Origin of the sequence: Vibrio sp. 10N.286.48.C11, assembly GCF_041469805.1 — a bacterium.
Classification (GTDB): domain Bacteria; phylum Pseudomonadota; class Gammaproteobacteria; order Enterobacterales; family Vibrionaceae; genus Vibrio; species Vibrio crassostreae_C.
Genome location: NZ_JBFRLK010000119.1, coordinates 1 through 2,751 on the forward strand (window position 1 = coordinate 1; position 2,751 = coordinate 2,751).

Genomic DNA, 2,751 nt, shown 5'->3' on the forward strand with positions numbered 1-2,751 from the left:
CAGGTGCCGCCTATCCGACAGATACGTGTTACGTAACACCTTATCAAGAGCAAGTAATTACTGGTGAGATCACCAAGCAATTTTGTCGAATCAGCCACAAGGTACTAAAAAGGGAACGGAATCACACAATTCATAGGTTTCTATACGCTTATTATCACACATTTAGTGAAAGTAAATTTCTTTCATACATAGATGGACCAGAATTACATTTTCACAAAAATATCAATTTATGGTTGTTTTACGCGATATCAAGATATGGTTGTTTTTATTTAAGTATATGATTTTAAATGATTCATTATTATCATTTAATGGTTGTTTCAACAAATAGTTTGAAAATCAAGAGCCGCTAAAGCGGCTCTTTTTTTACGTGAAATTGATAAAATCAATGTCATTAAACCTGCGCGCTAATAATCTGTCTAATTTTCAGAAGACGCTGGATTTAGAATGTGACTAACAGATTTAATGATCGCAGGAACTATGATGGTTATTAGTACTAACGTGAATAATGATGCCTCAAACCAGTGCCAACCTAATATACTTGTAGTATAAAAGTAAGCGCCTAAAGAGAGTGGCAGCGTCAAATTAAACACGATTAAGACGATTAACGCAGCTCCTGCCCATACCACAGGGTGAGATCTCACATGTTTCCTAGGGCTTTGTTGATGAAATATTAAACGGCATGATTAATTTATGATTGCTTGTGTCAAAGGCTTAAACTTTCTTTATTTTCGACTGAACTAATCCTGATTTTGGTGATCTGATCATTATCTATTTACAACTCAACCTACACTACAATGACACTTCTTGAACGCCTTAACCGCATACCTGATCCACGCAATGATATTAACTTTAAACACGACTTAGTTGATGTCGTATTTCTAGTATTTTCCGCTGTGCTTAGTGGGGCTACAGGATGGAAGTCTATTCAAGACTTCGGTGAAAGCCAAATAGACTGGTTGAGACAATATCGTGGATTTAAAAACGGCATTCCTAAACGACACTGTATTGCTAACATTATCAGTGCTTTAGATAGTAATTCTTTACTAGATGCCTTGTTTGAGTGGTTAAATTCTGAACGAAAACGAACAGAAAAAACAGTTTTAGCAATAGATGGTAAGGCTTTACGTGGAACTAAAATAAATGGGTTGAAAAGCATGCTACACGTTGTCAATGCGTATGATGTTGAAAGTGGGCTAATGCCACGGCAAGATCATTATAAATTGGAACTTTTAAGTGAAGGTGCGATCAGATCAATGAGTAATCACTTATTGTAGCGTTTAAAGTATGAACGACTCTTTTCTCCAACATTTTGAAGCCATTGAAGACCCACGTATTGACCGATGCAAGCGACATGAACTTCTCGATATTATCCTTCTAGCCGTCAGCGCTGTCCTGTCAGGAGCGAAGGCTGGGAGCAGATTGAAGATTTTGGCATTCATCGTCTAAATTGGCTTCGACGTTATCGTCCCTTCGAATATGGTATTCCACGCCATGATACCATCGCTCGAGTTATATCTCGCCTTAAGCCAGAAGAAATAGAGACAGCGTTTCAACGCTGGATGAGCTGTCTTATTGAGTCTACTGGAAGTGATGTAATTGCCATTGATGGCAAAACTGCTCGACGCTCTTTTGATACGCGCGAAAGGCAAAATCCACTCCATGCGGTCAGCGCTTGGAGTAGTCAACATCAGCTCGTTCTCGGGCAAGTCGCGGTTGATGAGAAGAGCAATGAGATATCCGCTATCCCAAGGTTGCTCACATTACTTGATATTGAGAACTGCATCATCACGCTAGACGCAATGGGGTGTCAAAAAGACATCGCTAAGCAGATTGTTAAAGGTAAAGCGGATTACGTATTAGCCTTAAAAGGCAATCACTCTGGAATGAAAGCAGAGCTTGAAGCTTGGTGGCACAAATCAATGCGAGAAGGCACAACTTCTGAAACGTATGACGAGTACAGTGAAGTAAGTGCAGGGCATGGACGTATTGAAACTCGTCATTGCGAGCAGTTAATCATTGATAGAGCCTGGTTAGACAAAGATTATCGCTGGGATGGCTTACAGAGTGTAATCAAAGTGACCGCCACCGTTGAAGAAAAATTAAGTGGTAAAAAATCGGAAGAAACTCGATGGTATATCAGTTCATTAGCCCTCAACGCGCAACAAGCACTCGATGCAGTAAGAAGCCACTGGCAGGTAGAAAGTATGCATTGGATGTTAGATGTAACGTTTAGAGAAGATGAGTCACGTATCCGCAGAGGCACAGGAGCTTTAGCTTTCAATGTCCTGAGGAAAATCGCACTAAGTCTTTTTAAACAAGATACAAGTAAAAACATCAGCATGGTAAGAAAGAGGAAGATAGCGGCTCTTGATGATGAGTACCGCTCGGTTCTTTTAAACGCTGGAATTAAAATGCTCTAGCCGTGGGGCTAATGCTTTATCAACAATCGACTCATGGCAAAGGTAAAGAAATTAGTTTATGTCGTGATGTTTTAGATGCTTTAGTCCTAAAAGATGCAATAGTCACCTTGGACTCGCTGCATTGCTTAGCGCCAACAATGGCGCAAATCACGGAAAAGAATGGTGACTTCACCATTCAGCTAAAAAAGAACCAACCCAATCTTTTTGAGCATGTGAAAGAAGCTTTTTCAGCTGTTTATAATCAGCCAGAGAACATGGCTGAATGCACCCAAAAAAATGAGGGGCATGGCCGAAAAGAATGTCGGAATATCGTATCCGCCCCATGAACCCA

The 2,751-nt window shown here is 40.2% G+C and carries 2 protein-coding genes and 1 pseudogene; all 3 read left to right on the forward strand.

Annotated elements, in window-relative coordinates; translation table 11 throughout:
* The first annotated feature begins 794 nt into the window (after window positions 1-794).
* Window positions 795-1,274, forward strand: coding sequence for an ISAs1 family transposase (locus tag AB4209_RS21310; protein WP_372057280.1), 480 nt, complete (start codon window positions 795-797; stop codon window positions 1,272-1,274).
* A gap of 10 nt (window positions 1,275-1,284) precedes the next feature.
* A pseudogene (locus AB4209_RS21315) lies at window positions 1,285-2,420 on the forward strand (ISAs1 family transposase).
* Window positions 2,421-2,431: 11 nt separating this feature from the next.
* Window positions 2,432-2,746, forward strand: a complete 315-nt coding sequence (locus AB4209_RS21320) for an ISAs1 family transposase (RefSeq protein ID WP_372057282.1) — start codon at window positions 2,432-2,434, stop codon at window positions 2,744-2,746.
* The last annotated feature ends 5 nt before the right edge of the window (window positions 2,747-2,751 follow it).

Coding starts and splice junctions, on each gene's coding strand:
- AB4209_RS21310 (WP_372057280.1), top strand. CDS start 795: ATGACACTTCTTGAACGCCTTAACCGCATACCTGATCCACGCAATGAT.
- AB4209_RS21320 (WP_372057282.1), top strand. CDS start 2,432: ATGCTTTATCAACAATCGACTCATGGCAAAGGTAAAGAAATTAGTTTA.